General features: G+C 66.4%; 13 protein-coding genes and 1 pseudogene. 10 read left to right on the top strand and 4 right to left on the bottom strand.

Going from position 1 to position 17,818, the window contains the following annotated elements; genetic code table 11:
* Positions 1-66 precede the first annotated feature (66 nt).
* The 10 genes from ACIBL4_RS08345 to tuf all read left to right on the top strand — a co-directional run bounded on the left by ACIBL4_RS08345 (position 67) and on the right by tuf (position 15,662).
* Positions 67-894 carry a DUF1396 domain-containing protein gene (locus ACIBL4_RS08345; protein ID WP_399407660.1) on the top strand — a complete coding sequence of 276 codons (828 nt, stop codon included), beginning with the start codon at positions 67-69 and terminating at the stop codon, positions 892-894.
* 296 nt (positions 895-1,190) lie between these two features.
* Positions 1,191-1,721, top strand: coding sequence for a 50S ribosomal protein L10 (gene rplJ, locus ACIBL4_RS08340; protein WP_010036787.1), 531 nt, complete (start codon positions 1,191-1,193; stop codon positions 1,719-1,721).
* A gap of 115 nt (positions 1,722-1,836) precedes the next feature.
* Positions 1,837-2,226 (top strand): 50S ribosomal protein L7/L12, encoded by a 390-nt coding sequence (rplL, locus tag ACIBL4_RS08335; RefSeq protein WP_020274897.1) that lies wholly within the window; start codon positions 1,837-1,839, stop codon positions 2,224-2,226.
* Positions 2,227-2,800: 574 nt separating this feature from the next.
* The gene (gene rpoB / locus ACIBL4_RS08330; protein ID WP_399407658.1) at positions 2,801-6,286 is read left to right on the top strand and encodes a DNA-directed RNA polymerase subunit beta; all 3,486 of its coding nucleotides are present in this window, start codon (positions 2,801-2,803) and stop codon (positions 6,284-6,286) included.
* 94 nt (positions 6,287-6,380) lie between these two features.
* On the top strand, positions 6,381-10,280 hold the full coding sequence (locus tag ACIBL4_RS08325) for a DNA-directed RNA polymerase subunit beta' (protein WP_338782529.1): 3,900 nt from the start codon (positions 6,381-6,383) through the stop codon (positions 10,278-10,280).
* Positions 10,281-10,422: 142 nt separating this feature from the next.
* The gene (locus ACIBL4_RS08320) at positions 10,423-10,944 is read left to right on the top strand and encodes a DUF1707 and DUF4190 domain-containing protein (protein WP_399407655.1); all 522 of its coding nucleotides are present in this window, start codon (positions 10,423-10,425) and stop codon (positions 10,942-10,944) included.
* A 357-nt stretch (positions 10,945-11,301) separates the two neighbouring features.
* Positions 11,302-11,673, top strand: a complete 372-nt coding sequence (gene rpsL, locus ACIBL4_RS08315) for a 30S ribosomal protein S12 (RefSeq protein ID WP_003948652.1) — start codon at positions 11,302-11,304, stop codon at positions 11,671-11,673.
* A gap of 2 nt (positions 11,674-11,675) precedes the next feature.
* Positions 11,676-12,146: a 30S ribosomal protein S7 gene (gene rpsG / locus ACIBL4_RS08310; RefSeq protein WP_003998848.1), complete on the top strand. Its 471-nt coding sequence runs from the start codon at positions 11,676-11,678 to the stop codon at positions 12,144-12,146.
* 39 nt (positions 12,147-12,185) lie between these two features.
* On the top strand, positions 12,186-14,312 hold the full coding sequence (gene fusA, locus ACIBL4_RS08305) for an elongation factor G (RefSeq protein WP_399407653.1): 2,127 nt from the start codon (positions 12,186-12,188) through the stop codon (positions 14,310-14,312).
* A gap of 156 nt (positions 14,313-14,468) precedes the next feature.
* A complete protein-coding gene (tuf, locus tag ACIBL4_RS08300; protein ID WP_399407651.1) occupies positions 14,469-15,662 on the top strand; it encodes an elongation factor Tu in 1,194 nt (397 codons plus the stop codon).
* A 98-nt stretch (positions 15,663-15,760) separates the two neighbouring features.
* On the opposite strand, the gene ACIBL4_RS08295 is transcribed toward tuf, so the two are convergent.
* From ACIBL4_RS08295 to ACIBL4_RS08280, 4 genes and pseudogenes are all read right to left on the bottom strand, one after another.
* Complete coding sequence (locus tag ACIBL4_RS08295) at positions 15,761-16,147, bottom strand: phage holin family protein (RefSeq protein WP_399407649.1); 387 nt, start codon at positions 16,145-16,147, stop codon at positions 15,761-15,763.
* 93 nt (positions 16,148-16,240) lie between these two features.
* On the bottom strand, positions 16,241-16,498 hold the full coding sequence (locus tag ACIBL4_RS08290; protein WP_399407647.1) for a hypothetical protein: 258 nt from the start codon (positions 16,496-16,498) through the stop codon (positions 16,241-16,243).
* Positions 16,495-16,932, bottom strand: coding sequence for a hypothetical protein (locus ACIBL4_RS08285; RefSeq protein ID WP_399407645.1), 438 nt, complete (start codon positions 16,930-16,932; stop codon positions 16,495-16,497). The genes ACIBL4_RS08290 and ACIBL4_RS08285 overlap by 4 nt, the downstream gene beginning before the upstream one ends.
* Positions 16,929-17,503: pseudogene (locus tag ACIBL4_RS08280) on the bottom strand (helix-turn-helix domain-containing protein); the annotation flags it as partial. The pseudogene ACIBL4_RS08280 and the gene ACIBL4_RS08285, both read right to left, overlap by 4 nt.
* Between the last annotated feature and the right edge of the window lie 315 nt (positions 17,504-17,818).

Here is a 17,818-nt window from a genome sequence, read left to right as displayed (position 1 = left end):
TTGTGCCCTCTGGGATAGGCTCACGGCCTTGCTGTGAAGCAATCGCGTATTCCTTGGGGGGAATCAATGAAGGCATCCATACCTGTCGCCGGACTGGGCGCCCTGCTGCTCGCCGCCGGTGCGGTCGGCTGCGGTGCGGAGCAGTCGCCGGAGATGACGCCCGCGGCCGCCGTCGCCAAGGCTGCGAAGAACACCGACGACATCACGTCCGTGCGGTACCGCCTGAGCGGTACGTCACCGGAGTCCGGCAAGGTCAAGGGCGACGCGTCGATGCGCCTGAAGCCCACGATCGCCATGAGCATGAAGATGACGGGGCCGGTCGACGGAGCCGCCGAGACCGTGGAGATCCGCCTCGTCGACAAGGCCATGTACCTCGGTGGGGGAGCCGAGATGGCCAAGGAGATGGACGGCAAGACCTGGTTGAAGTTCGACCTGTCCGGCTCCGACGCCGGCAAGGAGCTGGACCGGTCGGGGTCCGCGAGCCAGGCCGAGCAGAACCCGGCGGCGGAGTCCACCTTCCTCACGAGCGCCAAAGACGTGAAGAAGGTCGGTACCGAGAAGGTCGAGGGCGTCGAGACGACCCACTACACGGGCACGTTCACCCTGGCCGATCTGCGCGCCTCCCTGAAGGGCAAGAACGCGAGCATCCGCGAGAACCGCGAGAAGAGCATCAAGCAGTACGAGAAAATGGGCGTCGAGAAGTTCACGATGGACACGTGGATCGACGGTGACGACCACACCAAGCAGTTCCGGATGAAGGGCGCGGCCGACAAGGGCCCGCTCGACATGACCATCACCTTCCTCGACTACAACAAGCCGGTGAACGTCACGGCCCCGCCGGCCAAGGACGTCGCCGACCTCGCCGACCTGTTCAAGGAACTCGACGCGAGCTGATCCGTCGTACGGGCGGATTTGCTTGACAGCCATCCGGTCCCGTACCCTCCTACAGAAGCCAAAGACCGCTGGTCGTTTACCGCGCGCTCGGACGAGGGTGCGGTGGCCGAAGGATCCGCTGAACGGCGGACGGCCCGCGCAGGTGACACTTGGAGAAGCTCCCGTAGTCCGCCCGCCTCGTGCGTGCGTACAAACGGTCGAGCTGCGCCCCGTGCCCCTGCGCCGGGGCGTTTCGTTTTCCCCAGTCCTCCTTCGGGTCCGCGCGGTCCGAATCACCCGGAAGGAGGCCGAGGCTCATGGCGAGGCCTGACAAGGTCGATGCCGTCGAGGAGATGCGGGACAAGTTCCGCGACTCCAACGGCGCTGTCGTTACTGCGTACACCGGTCTCACCGTGGCGCAGCTGCAGCAGCTGCGTCGTTCACTCGGTGAGAACGCTCATTACCGTGTGGCGAAGAACACGCTGACCAAGATTGCGGCCAACGAGGCCGGGATCACCGCGATCGACGACCTCTTCACGGGTTCGTCGGCCGTCGCCTTCGTGACCGGTGACCCGGTCGAGGCGGCGAAGGGTCTCCGTGACTTCGCCAAGGACAACCCCAACCTGGTCATCAAGGGCGGCGTCCTTGACGGCAAGGCGTTGTCCGCCGATGAGATCAAGAAGCTTGCGGACCTCGAGTCCCGCGAGGTTCTGCTCTCCAAGCTGGCCGGTGCCATGAAGGGCAAGCAGTCCCAGGCTGCCTCTGTCTTCCAGGCGCTGCCGTCGAAGCTCGTCCGCACCGTGGACGCGCTTCGTGCCAAGCAGGACGAGCAGGGCGGTGCCGAGTAACTCGGCTCGCATCCCGGCCGCCGCTGCCTGAACGCGGCGACCGTCGCGGGCCAGTAGTACGCCCGCCTCACATGTACATCCGGCACCTGCCGATTTAGTGGAAGGACCGCCAATCATGGCGAAGCTCAGCCAGGAAGACCTGCTCGCGCAGTTCGAGGAGATGACCCTCATCGAGCTCTCCGAGTTCGTGAAGGCGTTCGAGGAGAAGTTCGACGTCACCGCCGCCGCGGCCGCCCCGGTCGTCATGGCCGGTGGCGCCGGTGGCGCCGCCGCCGCCGAGGCCGAGCCGGAGAAGGACGAGTTCGACGTCATCCTCACGGGTGCCGGCGACAAGAAGATCCAGGTCATCAAGGTCGTGCGTGAGCTGACCTCCCTGGGCCTGAAGGAGGCCAAGGACCTGGTCGACGGTGCGCCGAAGCCGGTTCTGGAGAAGGTCAACAAGGAGGCCGCCGACAAGGCCAAGGAGTCCCTCGAGGGCGCCGGCGCCTCCGTCGAGGTCAAGTAAGACCTCCCGGATCCGCCAGGATCCACAACACGTCCCACTGGGCGTGTAACGCGTAAGCGCCGATGAGCGATCATCCATCCGGGTGGTCGCTCTTCGGCGTTTCCGGGGTCCGGCCACGGTTGCCTTGCACCCTCTGTGACGGGGGGTATGGTGATCTTCGTCGTGTCTCTGGGCCGGCCCCGGTTCGGGCAGGGGGGCCTTGACGAACCGCACGCAGCGCGCAATTCTCAGGACGCGTCGTCACAAGGATCCGAATCCGAGGTATGGATCGGCGACGAAGAGGGCAGTATCAACGTGCGTTGAGGGCAGCGCCTTGTCGCAGGAGTGGAACAACGAGGGTCAACACGGGTTTCACAACCCGGACTGGACATCAGTGTGCCGTGTGGCTACACTGACCCTTTGCGCTGCCTGTTAGCTGTCCCCTGCCCGTCACCAGGGGTCTGCCCTCGCCCGAGCATCGACGACAAGAGCTGTCTGACCTGGCCTTTCGGCCGGACCGACGCAGCTTGTCTCTGTGTACGGGAGAGGGGCCGGTACGCGCGTAGTGAGTCCGAGCCCTCGGAAGGACCCCCTCTTGGCCGCCTCGCGCAACGCCTCGACCGCGAATACGAACAACGCCGCCAGCACTGCCCCGCTGCGCATCTCTTTTGCAAAGATCAAGGAGCCTCTCGAGGTTCCGAACCTGCTCGCGCTGCAGACCGAGAGCTTCGACTGGCTGCTCGGCAACACCGCCTGGCAGAGTCGGGTCGAGGAGGCTCTCGAGAACGGTCAGGACGTCCCCACCAAGTCCGGGCTCGAGGAGATCTTCGAGGAGATCTCCCCGATCGAGGACTTCAGCGGGTCGATGTCGCTGACCTTCCGCGACCACCGCTTCGAGCCGCCGAAGAACTCGATCGACGAGTGCAAGGAGCGCGACTTCACGTACGCGGCCCCGCTCTTCGTCACCGCCGAGTTCACCAACAACGAGACCGGTGAGATCAAGTCCCAGACGGTCTTCATGGGCGACTTCCCGCTCATGACGAACAAGGGCACCTTCGTCATCAACGGCACCGAGCGTGTCGTGGTGTCGCAGCTCGTCCGTTCGCCCGGTGTCTACTTCGACTCCTCCATCGACAAGACGTCCGACAAGGACATCTTCTCCGCGAAGATCATCCCGTCCCGGGGTGCCTGGCTGGAGATGGAGATCGACAAGCGCGACATGGTCGGTGTCCGCATCGACCGCAAGCGCAAGCAGTCCGTCACCGTCCTGCTCAAGGCGCTCGGCTGGACCACCGAGCAGATCCTCGAGGAGTTCGGCGAGTACGAGTCCATGCGCGCCACCCTGGAGAAGGACCACACCCAGGGCCAGGACGACGCGCTGCTCGACATCTACCGCAAGCTGCGCCCGGGCGAGCCCCCCACGCGTGAGGCCGCGCAGACGCTGCTCGAGAACCTCTACTTCAACCCCAAGCGCTACGACCTGGCCAAGGTCGGCCGCTACAAGGTCAACAAGAAGCTGGGTACGGACACCCCGCTGGACGCCGGGATCCTGACCGTCGAGGACATCATCGCGACGATCAAGTACCTGGTGAAGCTGCACGCCGGCGAGACCGAGACGGTCGGTGACAACGGCACCTCCGTGGTCGTCGAGACCGACGACATCGACCACTTCGGCAACCGCCGCCTGCGCAGCGTCGGCGAGCTCATCCAGAACCAGGTCCGTACGGGTCTGGCGCGTATGGAGCGTGTCGTCCGCGAGCGGATGACGACCCAGGACGTCGAGGCGATCACGCCGCAGACCCTGATCAACATCCGGCCGGTCGTCGCCTCCATCAAGGAGTTCTTCGGCACCAGCCAGCTGTCCCAGTTCATGGACCAGAACAACCCGCTGTCGGGTCTGACGCACAAGCGGCGTCTGTCCGCGCTCGGCCCGGGTGGTCTGTCCCGTGAGCGGGCCGGCTTCGAGGTCCGTGACGTGCACCCCTCGCACTACGGCCGCATGTGCCCGATCGAGACCCCTGAAGGCCCGAACATCGGTCTGATCGGCTCGCTCGCCACCTACGGCCGTGTGAACGCGTTCGGTTTCGTCGAGACCCCGTACCGCAAGGTGTTCGAGGGCCAGGTCACCGACCAGGTCGACTACCTCACGGCCGACGAGGAGGACCGCTTCGTCATCGCGCAGGCCAACGCGCCGCTGACGGACGAACTCCGCTTCGCCGAGGCCCGCGTCCTGGTCCGCCGCAAGGGTGGCGAGGTCGACTACGTCACCGGCGAGGAAGTGGACTACATGGACGTCTCGCCGCGCCAGATGGTGTCGGTCGCGACCGCCATGATCCCCTTCCTGGAGCACGACGACGCCAACCGTGCCCTCATGGGCGCGAACATGATGCGCCAGGCCGTTCCGCTGATCCAGGCGGAGTCCCCGCTCGTCGGCACCGGCATGGAGTACCGCTCCGCGGTCGACGCCGGCGACGTGGTCAAGGCCGAGAAGGCCGGTGTGGTCCAGGAGGTCTCCGCGGACTACATCACCACCGCCAACGACGACGGCACGTACATCACGTACCGCCTGGCCAAGTTCGCCCGCTCCAACCAGGGCACCTCGGTCAACCAGAAGGTCATCGTCGCCGAGGGCGACCGGATCATCGAGGGCCAGGTCCTGGCCGACGGTCCGGCCACCCAGAACGGCGAGATGGCGCTGGGCAAGAACCTGCTCGTGGCGTTCATGCCGTGGGAGGGTCACAACTACGAGGACGCGATCATCCTGTCGCAGCGCCTCGTGCAGGACGACGTCCTCTCCTCGATCCACATCGAGGAGCACGAGGTCGACGCCCGTGACACCAAGCTCGGCCCCGAGGAGATCACCCGGGACATCCCGAACGTCTCCGAGGAGGTCCTCGCCGACCTCGACGAGCGCGGCATCATCCGTATCGGTGCCGAGGTCATCGCCGGTGACATCCTCGTCGGCAAGGTCACGCCCAAGGGTGAGACCGAGCTGACGCCCGAGGAGCGCCTGCTGCGCGCGATCTTCGGTGAGAAGGCCCGTGAGGTCCGTGACACCTCGCTGAAGGTGCCGCACGGCGAGACCGGCAAGGTCATCGGGGTGCGCGTCTTCGACCGCGAGGAGGGCGACGAGCTTCCCCCCGGTGTGAACCAGCTGGTGCGCGTCTACGTCGCGCAGAAGCGCAAGATCACCGACGGTGACAAGCTCGCCGGCCGCCACGGCAACAAGGGCGTCATCTCGAAGATCCTGCCGATCGAGGACATGCCGTTCCTGGAGGACGGCACCCCGGTCGACATCATCCTCAACCCGCTCGGTGTCCCGTCCCGAATGAACCCGGGACAGGTCCTGGAGATCCACCTCGGCTGGCTCGCCAGCCAGGGCTGGGACGTCTCCGGCCTGGCGGAGGACTGGGCGCAGCGCCTGCAGGCCATCGACGCCGACCAGGTCCCGCCGCGGACCAACGTCGCGACGCCGGTCTTCGACGGTGCCCGCGAGGACGAGCTGGCCGGCCTGCTGAACCACACCATCCCGAACCGCGACGGCGAGCGCATGGTGCTCCCGTCCGGCAAGGCGCGGCTGTTCGACGGCCGCTCCGGTGAGCCGTTCCCGGAGCCGATCTCGGTCGGCTACATGTACATCCTCAAGCTGCACCACCTGGTCGACGACAAGCTGCACGCCCGTTCGACCGGTCCGTACTCGATGATCACCCAGCAGCCGCTGGGTGGTAAGGCCCAGTTCGGTGGCCAGCGCTTCGGTGAGATGGAGGTGTGGGCGCTGGAGGCTTACGGCGCCGCGTACGCCCTCCAGGAGCTGCTGACCATCAAGTCCGACGACGTGACCGGCCGCGTGAAGGTCTACGAGGCCATCGTCAAGGGCGAGAACATTCCCGAGCCCGGCATCCCCGAGTCCTTCAAGGTGCTCATCAAGGAGATGCAGTCCCTGTGCCTCAACGTGGAGGTGCTGTCCTCGGACGGCATGTCCATCGAGATGCGCGACACCGACGAGGACGTCTTCCGCGCTGCGGAGGAGCTTGGCATCGACCTGTCCCGGCGTGAGCCGAGCAGCGTCGAAGAGGTCTGACGGGAGTCCGGCGGCCTTCGTCATGAAGGCCGCCGGCCCCAGGACCCCCGTATCAGACCCCATGACTTACAACCCTGAGAGGGATTGACGCATAGTGCTCGACGTCAACTTCTTCGACGAGCTCCGGATCGGTCTGGCTACCGCTGACGACATCCGTCAGTGGAGCCACGGCGAGGTCAAGAAGCCCGAGACGATCAACTACCGCACGCTCAAGCCCGAAAAGGACGGACTCTTCTGCGAGAAGATCTTCGGTCCGACCCGGGACTGGGAGTGCTACTGCGGCAAGTACAAGCGTGTCCGCTTCAAGGGCATCATCTGTGAGCGCTGCGGCGTCGAGGTGACGCGCGCCAAGGTGCGGCGTGAGCGGATGGGCCACATCGAGCTCGCCGCGCCCGTCACGCACATCTGGTACTTCAAGGGCGTTCCGTCGCGGCTGGGTTACCTGCTCGACCTCGCCCCGAAGGACCTGGAGAAGGTCATCTACTTCGCGGCGTACATGATCACGTACGTCGACGAGGAGCGCCGTACGCGCGACCTGCCCTCGCTGGAGGCCCACGTCTCCGTCGAGCGCCAGCAGATCGAGCAGCGCCGCGACGCCGACCTGGAGGCCCGCGCCAAGAAGCTCGAGACCGACCTGGCCGAGCTCGAGGCCGAGGGCGCCAAGGCCGACGTGCGCCGCAAGGTGCGCGAGGGTGCCGAGCGCGAGATGAAGCAGCTGCGCGACCGCGCGCAGCGCGAGATCGACCGTCTCGACGAGGTGTGGAACCGCTTCAAGAACCTCAAGGTCCAGGACCTCGAGGGCGACGAGCTGCTCTACCGCGAGCTGCGTGACCGCTTCGGCACGTACTTCGACGGTTCGATGGGTGCCGCGGCGCTGCAGAAGCGCCTGGAGTCCTTCGACCTCGACGAGGAGGCCGAGCGTCTCCGCGAGATCATCCGCACCGGCAAGGGCCAGAAGAAGACCCGTGCGCTCAAGCGCCTGAAGGTCGTCTCCGCGTTCCTGCAGACCAGCAACAGCCCCAAGGGCATGGTGCTGGACTGCGTGCCGGTCATCCCGCCGGACCTCCGCCCGATGGTGCAGCTGGACGGTGGCCGCTTCGCGACCTCCGACCTGAACGACCTGTACCGCCGTGTGATCAACCGGAACAACCGCCTGAAGCGGCTTCTCGACCTCGGTGCGCCCGAGATCATCGTGAACAACGAGAAGCGCATGCTCCAGGAGGCCGTCGACGCGCTGTTCGACAACGGCCGCCGTGGTCGCCCGGTCACCGGTCCCGGTAACCGCCCGCTGAAGTCCCTCAGCGACATGCTGAAGGGTAAGCAGGGTCGCTTCCGTCAGAACCTGCTCGGTAAGCGTGTGGACTACTCCGCGCGTTCCGTGATCGTCGTCGGTCCGCAGCTGAAGCTCCACCAGTGCGGTCTGCCGAAGGCGATGGCGCTGGAGCTCTTCAAGCCGTTCGTGATGAAGCGCCTGGTCGACCTGAACCACGCGCAGAACATCAAGAGCGCCAAGCGCATGGTCGAGCGCGGCCGCACGGTCGTGTACGACGTGCTGGAAGAGGTCATCGCGGAGCACCCGGTTCTGCTGAACCGTGCGCCCACGCTGCACCGCCTCGGCATCCAGGCCTTCGAGCCGCAGCTGGTCGAGGGCAAGGCCATCCAGATCCACCCGCTCGTCTGCACCGCGTTCAACGCGGACTTCGACGGTGACCAGATGGCCGTGCACCTGCCGCTGTCCGCGGAGGCGCAGGCCGAGGCCCGCATCCTGATGCTGTCCTCGAACAACATCCTCAAGCCCGCCGACGGCCGTCCGGTGACGATGCCGACCCAGGACATGGTCCTCGGTCTGTTCTTCCTCACCACCGACGGCGAGATGCGCGAGCTCAAGGGCGAGGGCCGTTCCTTCGCCTCGGTCGCCGAGGCGATCATGGCCTTCGACGCGGGCGAGCTGTCGCTCCAGTCGAGGATCGACGTCCGCTTCCCGGTCGGCACCATCCCGCCGCGTGGCTGGACCCCGCCGGCGCGTGAGGAGGGCGAGCCCGAGTGGCAGCAGGGTGACAGCTTCCGGCTGAACACCACGCTGGGCCGCGCGCTCTTCAACGAGCTGCTGCCCGAGGACTACCCGTTCGTCGACTACGAGGTCGGCAAGAAGCAGCTCTCCGAGATCGTCAACGACCTCGCCGAGCGCTACCCGAAGGTCATCGTGGCGGCGACGCTCGACAACCTGAAGGCGGCCGGCTTCTTCTGGGCGACCCGTTCCGGTGTCACCGTGGCCATCTCCGACGTCGTCGTTCCCGAGGCGAAGAAGGAGATCGTCAAGGGTTACGAGGCGCAGGACGAGAAGGTCCAGAAGCAGTACGAGCGCGGTCTGATCACCAAGGACGAGCGCACGCAGGAGCTCATCGCGATCTGGACCAAGGCGACCAACGAGGTCGCCGAGGCGATGAACGACAACTTCCCGAAGACCAACCCGATCTTCATGATGGTGAACTCGGGTGCACGAGGCAACATGATGCAGATGCGTCAGATCGCCGGTATGCGTGGTCTGGTGTCGAACGCGAAGAACGAGACGATCCCGCGTCCCATCAAGGCCTCCTTCCGTGAGGGTCTGTCCGTGCTGGAGTACTTCATCTCCACGCACGGTGCCCGTAAGGGTCTGGCGGACACCGCTCTGCGTACCGCCGACTCGGGTTACCTCACCCGTCGTCTGGTCGACGTCTCCCAGGACGTCATCATTCGCGAGGAGGACTGCGGCACCGAGCGCGGTCTGCGTCTGAAGATCGCGAGCCGGAACGCCGAGGGCACGCTGCTCAAGGCCGAGGACGTCGAGACGTCCGTGTACGCGCGCTGCCTCGCCGAGGACATCGTGGTCGACGGCAAGGTGCTGGCCCCGGCCGGTACCGACCTCGGCGACGTGCTCATCGACGAGCTGGTCCGCCACGGCGTCGAGGAGGTCAAGACCCGCTCGGTCCTGACCTGCGAGTCCGCCGTCGGCACCTGCGCGATGTGCTACGGCCGTTCGCTGGCCACCGGCAAGCTGGTCGACATCGGTGAGGCGGTCGGCATCATCGCCGCCCAGTCCATCGGTGAGCCCGGTACCCAGCTGACGATGCGTACCTTCCACACCGGTGGTGTGGCCGGTGACGACATCACCCAGGGTCTGCCGCGTGTCGTCGAGCTCTTCGAGGCCCGTACCCCGAAGGGTGTCGCCCCGATCTCCGAGGCCTCCGGCCGCGTGCGGATCGAGGAGACCGAGAAGACCAAGAAGATCGTCATCACGCCGGACGACGGCAGCGACGAGACGGCGTACCCGATCTCGAAGCGCGCCCGACTCCTGGTCAGCGAGGGCGAGCACGTCGAGGTGGGCCAGAAGCTCACCGTGGGTGCCACCAACCCGCACGACGTGCTGCGCATCCTGGGCCAGCGTGCCGTCCAGGTCCACCTGGTCGGCGAGGTCCAGAAGGTCTACAACTCGCAGGGTGTGTCGATCCACGACAAGCACATCGAGATCATCATCCGGCAGATGCTCCGCCGCGTGACGATCATCGAGTCCGGCGACGCCGAGCTGCTGCCCGGCGAGCTGGTCGAGCGCTCGAAGTTCGAGACCGAGAACCGTCGTGTGGTGCAGGAGGGCGGTCACCCGGCCTCCGGTCGTCCGCAGCTCATGGGTATCACCAAGGCCTCGCTGGCCACGGAGTCCTGGCTGTCGGCGGCGTCCTTCCAGGAGACGACCAGGGTCCTCACGGACGCGGCGATCAACGCCAAGTCCGACTCCCTGATCGGCCTCAAGGAGAACGTCATCATCGGTAAGCTCATCCCGGCCGGTACGGGTCTGTCCCGCTACCGCAACATCCGGGTGGAGCCGACCGAGGAGGCCAAGGCCGCGATGTACTCGGCCGTCGGCTACGACGACATCGACTACTCGCCGTTCGGCACGGGCTCCGGCCAGGCCGTGCCGCTGGAGGACTACGACTACGGTCCGTACAACCAGTAAGCGAGTCGCTTGAGCCGAGGGCGGTCATCCTTTGGGGTGACCGCCCTTTGGCGTGTCTGCGACGCCCCAAGCGGACGCACCGGTGCCGGATGCGGCGCTTCGGCGCATCATGGAAGGACTCCGGCTCCAGGAGAGGTGCTCCGTGTCGCAGCCGCCCTATCCGTCCTGGCAACCCTGGCAGGGTCCCAGCGCCCCGTCGATGCTCGCCTCGCACGCCGATCGGGAGCGGGCCGTGGACGTGCTCAGAGCGGGGTACGGCGAGGGGCGGATGGAGCACGACGAGTTCGAGAAGCGGGTGGCCCGGGCGTACGCGGCGCGGACCGTGGGGGAGCTGACGGTGCTCGTCGCGGATCTGCCGCAGGGGCCCCTGCCGCAGCCTGCCGGGGCCCTGCCCGTGCCGCGGACATTCGCGCCCGTGCCGCGGCCGCAGACGAACGGGAAGGCGGTGGCGGCCGGCGTGTGCGGGCTGCTGTGCGTGCCGACGATGGGACTGACCGGGATTCCGGCCGTGGTGCTGGGACATGTGGCGCGGGCCGAGATCCGCAGCCGGGGAGAGCTGGGGGACGGACTCGCCCTGACCGGTCTCGTACTCGGATGGTTGTCCACGGCCGGCTGGGCACTCGTCCTGGTGTTGCTGACGGTGGTGTCCCTCGCGGTCGGGTGACGCGCGGAATGCAGTGGCGCAGCCGGCAGCGAGAAAATTGGGTAAATCGGACAGCCCGTCATCGAAATGAAGATCGGGAACGGCCGGGGGGCTTGACATGTCCCGCGGGGTGATGCGGTCGGCACCCATTTGTTTTGACCGCAGCGAATGCGATAGGTACGCTCAGACCTTGTGCCTGGGGTGTGCCCTGGCTCTCGTGCGTGCCATCACCCGCACTGCGAGCTGACACCGGCCACCGCAATCTGCGCTTAATTCTGCCTGGCGGCGGGAGTCCGCGGGATTCGACACACCCGACCGCGTGGGTCGGAGATGTTCCAGGTTAGCTTCACCATTCGGCACACAGAAACCGGAGAAGTAGTGCCTACGATCCAGCAGCTGGTCCGTAAGGGCCGGCAGGACAAGGTCGAGAAGAACAAGACGCCCGCACTCGAGGGTTCGCCCCAGCGTCGTGGCGTCTGCACGCGTGTGTTCACGACCACCCCGAAGAAGCCGAACTCGGCCCTGCGTAAGGTCGCGCGTGTGCGTCTGACCAGCGGGATCGAGGTCACCGCTTACATTCCGGGTGAGGGACACAACCTGCAGGAGCACTCCATCGTGCTCGTGCGCGGCGGCCGTGTGAAGGACCTGCCGGGTGTTCGCTACAAGATCATCCGCGGCTCGCTCGACACCCAGGGTGTCAAGAACCGCAAGCAGGCCCGCAGCCGCTACGGCGCCAAGAAGGAGAAGTAAGAATGCCTCGTAAGGGCCCCGCCCCGAAGCGCCCGGTCATCATCGACCCGGTCTACGGCTCTCCTCTGGTGACCTCCCTGATCAACAAGGTGCTGCTGAACGGCAAGCGCTCCACCGCCGAGCGCATCGTCTACGGCGCCATGGAGGGCCTGCGCGAGAAGACCGGCAACGACCCGGTCATCACGCTGAAGCGCGCTCTCGAGAACATCAAGCCGACCCTCGAGGTCAAGTCCCGCCGTGTCGGTGGTGCCACCTACCAGGTCCCGGTCGAGGTCAAGCCCGGCCGTGCCAACACCCTGGCGCTGCGCTGGCTCGTCGGTTACTCCCGCGCCCGTCGCGAGAAGACCATGACCGAGCGTCTGCTCAACGAGCTCCTCGATGCCAGCAACGGCCTGGGTGCCGCTGTGAAGAAGCGCGAGGACACGCACAAGATGGCCGAGTCCAACAAGGCCTTCGCGCACTACCGCTGGTAGTCGCAGACCCCATCGAGACCGAGAGAAGACTGAAGCCTTATGGCTACCACTTCGCTTGACCTGGCCAGGGTCCGCAACATCGGGATCATGGCCCACATCGACGCGGGCAAGACGACCACCACCGAGCGGATCCTGTTCTACACCGGCGTTTCGTACAAGATCGGTGAGGTCCACGACGGCGCCGCCACCATGGACTGGATGGAGCAGGAGCAGGAGCGTGGCATCACGATCACCTCTGCTGCCACCACCTGTCACTGGCCGCTCGAGGGCAACGACTACACCATCAACATCATCGACACCCCGGGTCACGTCGACTTCACCGTCGAGGTGGAGCGCTCGCTGCGCGTGCTCGACGGTGCCGTGACGGTGTTCGACGGTGTGGCCGGCGTTGAGCCCCAGTCCGAGACCGTGTGGCGTCAGGCGGACCGCTACGGCGTTCCGCGCATCTGCTTCGTCAACAAGCTCGACCGCACCGGCGCGGAGTTCCACCGCTGCGTCGACATGATCAGCGACCGCCTGGGCGCGCAGCCGCTGGTCATGCAGCTGCCGATCGGTGCCGAGGCGGACTTCAAGGGCGTCATCGACCTCGTGACGATGAAGGCCCTGGTCTGGTCGGCCGAGGCGACCAAGGGCGAGATGTACGACACCGTCGACATCCCGGACACCCACGTCGAGGCTGCCGAGGAGTACCGCGGCAAGCTGCTCGAGGCCGTCGCCGAGAACGACGACGAGCTGATGGAGCTGTACCTGGAGGGCACCGAGCCCACCGTGGAGCAGCTCTACGCCGCGATCCGTCGCATCACCATCGCGTCCGGCAAGGGCGGCGGCACGACCGTCACCCCCGTGTTCTGCGGCACCGCGTTCAAGAACAAGGGCGTTCAGCCCCTGCTCGACGCGGTCGTGCGTTACCTGCCCACCCCGCTCGACGTCGAGGCCATCGAGGGCCACGACGTCAAGGACCCGGAGCAGATCATCGCGCGCAAGCCGTCGGACGACGAGCCGCTCGCCGCGCTGGCGTTCAAGATCATGAGCGACCCGCACCTCGGCAAGCTCACGTTCGTCCGCGTGTACTCCGGCCGCCTGCACTCCGGCACCGCCGTGCTGAACTCGGTGAAGGGCCGCAAGGAGCGCATCGGCAAGATCTACCGCATGCACGCCAACAAGCGTGAGGAGATCGAGTCGGTGGGCGCCGGCGACATCGTCGCCGTCATGGGCCTGAAGCAGACCACCACCGGTGAGACGCTGGCGGACGAGAAGAACCCGGTGATCCTGGAGTCCATGGACTTCCCGGCGCCGGTCATCGAGGTCGCCATCGAGCCCAAGTCGAAGGGCGACCAGGAGAAGCTCGGCGTCGCGATCCAGCGCCTGGCCGAGGAGGACCCCTCCTTCCAGGTGCACACCAACGAGGAGACCGGCCAGACCGTCATCGGCGGTATGGGCGAGCTTCACCTCGAGGTGCTCGTCGACCGCATGAAGCGCGAGTTCAAGGTCGAGGCCAACGTCGGCAAGCCGCAGGTCGCGTACCGTGAGACGATCCGCAAGGCCGTCGAGAAGGTCGAGTTCACCCACAAGAAGCAGACGGGTGGTACCGGCCAGTTCGCTCGCGTGATCATCGCGATCGAGCCGATCGAGGGCGGCGACGCCTCCTACGAGTTCATCAACAAGGTGACCGGTGGCCGTGTGCCGAAGGAGTACATCCCTTCGGTGGACGCCGGTGCGCAGGAAGCCATGCAGTTCGGCATCCTCGCCGGTTACGAGATGACCGGTGTGCGCGTGACGCTGCTCGACGGTGCCTACCACGAGGTCGACTCCTCCGAGCTCGCGTTCAAGATCGCCGGTTCGCAGGCCTTCAAGGAGGCCGCGCGCAAGGCCAGCCCCGTACTGCTCGAGCCGATGATGGCCGTCGAGGTCACCACGCCCGAGGACTACATGGGTGAGGTCGTCGGTGACATCAACTCCCGCCGTGGCCAGATCCAGGCCATGGAGGAGCGGGCCGGTGCCCGCGTCGTGAAGGGCCTCGTGCCCCTTTCGGAGATGTTCGGCTACGTCGGCGACCTGCGCAGCAAGACGTCCGGCCGTGCCAGCTACTCCATGCAGTTCGACTCCTACGCCGAGGTTCCCCGGAACGTCGCCGAGGAGATCATCGCGAAGGCCAAGGGCGAGTAACGCACAGCGTCTGCACGCCGTAGGCTTGACTCCGGAGCCTTGAGGGGCATTCCGCCGCAATCATGGTGAGAGTGCCCCGGGGCCCGGGCTTTCCAGCAAAGATCACCTGGCGCCGATGAGTAAGGCGTACCAGAACCACTCCACAGGAGGACCCCAGTGGCGAAGGCGAAGTTCGAGCGGACTAAGCCGCACGTCAACATCGGCACCATCGGTCACATCGACCACGGTAAGACGACCCTCACGGCCGCCATTACCAAGGTGCTGCACGACGCGTACCCGGACCTGAACGAGGCCTCGGCCTTCGACCAGATCGACAAGGCTCCTGAGGAGCGCCAGCGCGGTATCACCATCTCCATCGCGCACGTCGAGTACCAGACCGAGACGCGTCACTACGCCCACGTCGACTGCCCCGGTCACGCGGACTACATCAAGAACATGATCACGGGTGCGGCGCAGATGGACGGCGCCATCCTCGTGGTCGCCGCCACGGACGGCCCGATGCCGCAGACCAAGGAGCACGTGCTCCTGGCCCGCCAGGTCGGCGTTCCGTACATCGTCGTCGCCCTGAACAAGGCAGACATGGTGGACGACGAGGAGATCCTGGAGCTCGTCGAGCTCGAGGTCCGTGAGCTCCTCACCGAGTACGAGTTCCCGGGCGACGACGTTCCCGTCGTCAAGGTCTCCGCTCTGAAGGCCCTCGAGGGCGACAAGGAGTGGGGCAACTCCGTCCTCGAGCTCATGAACGCCGTCGACACCGCCATTCCGGAGCCGGAGCGCGACGTCGACAAGCCGTTCCTCATGCCGATCGAGGACGTCTTCACGATCACCGGTCGCGGTACGGTCGTCACCGGCCGTATCGAGCGTGGTGTCCTGAAGGTCAACGAGACCGTGGACATCATCGGCATCAAGCCGGAGAAGACCACCACCACGGTCACCGGCATCGAGATGTTCCGGAAGCTCCTCGACGAGGGCCAGGCCGGTGAGAACGTCGGTCTGCTCCTCCGTGGCATCAAGCGCGAGGACGTCGAGCGCGGCCAGGTCATCATCAAGCCGGGCTCGGTCACCCCGCACACCGAGTTCGAGGCGCAGGCCTACATCCTGTCCAAGGACGAGGGTGGCCGCCACACGCCGTTCTTCAACAACTACCGCCCGCAGTTCTACTTCCGTACGACGGACGTGACCGGCGTGGTGACCCTCCCCGAGGGCACCGAGATGGTCATGCCGGGTGACAACACCGAGATGAAGGTGGAGCTCATCCAGCCCGTCGCCATGGAGGAGGGCCTGAAGTTCGCCATCCGTGAGGGTGGCCGGACCGTGGGCGCCGGCCAGGTCACCAAGATCACCAAGTGAGTCTTCGGACTGGCTTGAGGGTCTGCTGACCTGAGTGGCTCGGAGGGGCCCGTACGACTTCGGTCGTGCGGGCCCTTCTGCTGTTCCCGACGCCCTTTCTACGACGGCTGGGGCGCGGCTTCGGCCGGTCCGAGGGCGAGGAGAACCAGGACCGTCACCCGCACGATGACGCCGCCGAGCAGGGCGGCGAGGAAGCCGTCGACGTGAAGGCCGTACTCCATGTCGGAACCGAGCCAGGACACCAGCAGCCAGATCAGGGTGTCCTGGGCGATGCCGACCACGCCCAGGAGCAGCAGGAGGACCGGGGGAGCGGTCCTGATGTCGCTCGGGTAGCTGTAGATCAGTTGGTTCACGATGAGGAAGACCGCGCCGGCGAGGACCACCTCCCACGGGGGCGAGTCGAGGATCGTGCTGATGCCGGGGAGGAGCGCGGTGGCCAGTGTGACTCCGAGAAAGGTGCCGAGTACGCGTCTTCGCTTGTCCATGGGGCGGATCATGACTTAGGGCATGTCTGGCGACAAGGTCGTGGTGTGTGCGGGTTCCGGCACCAGATCGTGAGACGCGTTTCGCCCAGTTGGTCAGAAGCCCAGGTACGTGATCTGGACGACGTAGACCCGCTCGCTACGGACGACGACCTGATACGTGAACATGCCGCCGGGGACGATGATGTCGCCGCTCTTCGGGTCGACACCGTCATGGGCCTGTCCGTGGACATGGAAGGCCTCGGCTGCCCTGACCAGTTCGTCCGCCTTGCTTTCCACCTCGGCGAGGAAGCTTGTGGGAGCGGTTCGTGCCGCTTCCTCCGCGCCGAAGGCGTACTCCCACTTCCAGCTCACCCGCGGACTGCCTTCATGGCTTCGTCGAGGACAGCGCTCAGTTCGCGCAGGGCCTCTTGGGCGATGGTGGGGTCATCATGCTCCAAGTTGCCTTTCGCCCGGGCGTAGCGGGTGGACAGATCGGGGCGCCGGGCGATCTCGATGTCCCTGGCCCAGGTCAGCACCCAGCTCTGCACCGGGCTCAGCGACTGCCACTCGACCGCCTTGGCGAAGGCTTCGTCCTTGGTGCCCTGCATCTCTTCCAGTCGGGCCGGATCGACGGCGGCGAGGGCCGCGCGCAGGGCGTCAGGAGTCTGCTGAGGGCGGGGGATCAGCTCATGTCCGTGGTCGGCCTGAGTGCTCATCGTGTCCACCTCCAGGGAGTGCCTCGGCCAGGCTATCCCGCCCGTGTTGCCGGTGAGCGTGGCGACGTGTGCGGCAGTTGCTCTTCTCATGCGGCCTCCAGAAGCTCGGCCCGCTCGGCCCGCTCGGGTCGGCAATCGCGGCAGTGGCCGGGGGCCGGTGCGCGGAAGGCTCGGTCGCAGCCGTCGCAGGTCTGGAGCGGGTGACGGACGGCCGGCGGGGGTGCGGGTGCGCGGAACGGGGGCGGGGGTGGCAGCTGGGCCGTGAGGCGGTGGGCCAGGAGGGCGGCTGGGCGGTGGAGGGCCTCGGGTGGGAGGTCGGTCGTCAGAGCGTGGCGTACGGCGGTGGGGGAGACGTCACGTTCCAACCAGGAGCGGCGACGCCGGGGGCGAGGTGGGCGACGTCGCGGGTGGAGAGGAGGAGGCGGGTGTCCTCGCGGTGGGGGCCTGTGAGGAGGTCCGTGGCCTGTTGGAGGAGGGCGGGTGCGGGGTAGGCCGGGTGCGGTACGGCCGGGAGGAGCTTGCTGCCGGGCGGCCTCGTCCGCTTCCTCGGGGCTGGGCGAGAGGCGTCCGTACGGCTGTGACCTGGCTGGTTGCAGGAGATCGTGCGGGTGATGATCCGGCCGCCGGGGACGCGTTCGCGCACGCGTCGTAGGTAGCCGTGGGGGTGCCGCCGGTTCGGGTGCTTCTTCCCCGTTACGGGGGTGTGGGCGTGCGAGGGCACGTTAGGGTTCTGCGTATCCATCAGGAAGTTGGAGCCTTCCTCGGTGGTCAGGCCCTCGCACTGGGATGCCAGTCCCGGCGAGGGCCGTCGCATGTCTGCGGTTGTTGCGCTGAGCGTAGGGCAGGCAAGGGCTCCCGGATCCAGCTGAGTTGGCGATGTTCACTCGCGTGAGTGAGCGAGCGAGTTTGTCGACGGCCTGGGCGGGAGGGGTGGGGTTTGGTGAGGTTCTTTCCTCCTCGTGGTCCTTGAGGGAGA

Source organism: Streptomyces sp. NPDC050416, from assembly GCF_044458845.1.
Lineage (GTDB): Bacteria > Actinomycetota > Actinomycetes > Streptomycetales > Streptomycetaceae > Streptomyces.
This window is presented reverse-complemented; position numbering and strand designations above follow the sequence as displayed.

Coding starts and splice junctions, on each gene's coding strand:
- ACIBL4_RS08345 (WP_399407660.1), top strand. CDS start 67: ATGAAGGCATCCATACCTGTCGCCGGACTGGGCGCCCTGCTGCTCGCC.
- rplJ (WP_010036787.1), top strand. CDS start 1,191: ATGGCGAGGCCTGACAAGGTCGATGCCGTCGAGGAGATGCGGGACAAG.
- rplL (WP_020274897.1), top strand. CDS start 1,837: ATGGCGAAGCTCAGCCAGGAAGACCTGCTCGCGCAGTTCGAGGAGATG.
- rpsG (WP_003998848.1), top strand. CDS start 11,676: ATGCCTCGTAAGGGCCCCGCCCCGAAGCGCCCGGTCATCATCGACCCG.
- fusA (WP_399407653.1), top strand. CDS start 12,186: ATGGCTACCACTTCGCTTGACCTGGCCAGGGTCCGCAACATCGGGATC.
- ACIBL4_RS08295 (WP_399407649.1), bottom strand. CDS start 16,147: ATGGACAAGCGAAGACGCGTACTCGGCACCTTTCTCGGAGTCACACTG.
- ACIBL4_RS08285 (WP_399407645.1), bottom strand. CDS start 16,932: ATGAGAAGAGCAACTGCCGCACACGTCGCCACGCTCACCGGCAACACG.